We start from the raw sequence: 716 nt of genomic DNA, 5'->3' as shown, positions 1-716 counted from the left end.
CGCTCGGCCAGCCACTCACTCAGCAGGCGGACCTCGGGCACGGCGTCGGCGCCCAGCGCCTTCACGTACTCCTGTCGGTAGGTCAGAGTCATCGCCGGATCGATACCGACCAGCGGTACGCCGGACTCGGCCAGCGCCCGCAGCCGCTCGGCCTGTTTCTCGGCGGTGCGCGCGAAGGCGCCGAGGAAGCCCTGGACGTGCAACGGCTTGCCGTTGGGGGCATAGGGGGCGACGAAGACCCGCACATCGAGGCGCTGCAGCAAGGTGACGATATCGCGGACCACGCTCGCCTCGAAATAGCGGGTGAAGGCGTCCTGAACCAGCACCACGCTGTTGTTGCGCTGGGTCTCGGTGAGCCGGCCGAGGGTGATCGGCGTGGCCTCGGGCACGCCCCAGGCGGCGAGCTGCTTGTCGAGCCGCGCCCGGGATAGCCGGGGGCTGTCGACCATGCCGACGGGGCCGGCCAGCAGGCGGCTGACCCAACGGTTGCTCAGGGCAGCGTTGTAGAGCGGGGTCAGACGCGACAGCGTCGGCGCGAGGAATTCCAGCCCGCCGATCAGGTAGTCGCGCGCCGGGCGCAGGTAACGGCCGTGGTAGACCTCGAGGAACTGCGAACGGAAGGCCGGCACGTTGACCTTGACCGGGCACTGGCTGGCGCAGGACTTGCAGGCCAGGCAGCCGGCCATGGCGTCGTAGACCTGGTGGGAGAAGTCCTC

General features: G+C 69.7%; 1 protein-coding gene. It reads right to left on the bottom strand.

The genetic code is table 11. The annotated features are described in order from the left end of the window. A partial coding sequence (locus LU493_RS19435) for a (Fe-S)-binding protein (protein WP_275289457.1) occupies positions 1-716 on the bottom strand: 716 nt, incomplete at both ends.

Origin of the sequence: Halomonas elongata (assembly GCF_029081005.1) — a bacterium.
Taxonomy (GTDB): Bacteria; Pseudomonadota; Gammaproteobacteria; order Pseudomonadales; family Halomonadaceae; genus Halomonas; species Halomonas elongata_B.
The sequence above is the reverse complement of the archived record's forward strand: the minus strand, read 5'-3'. Positions and strand labels throughout refer to the sequence as shown.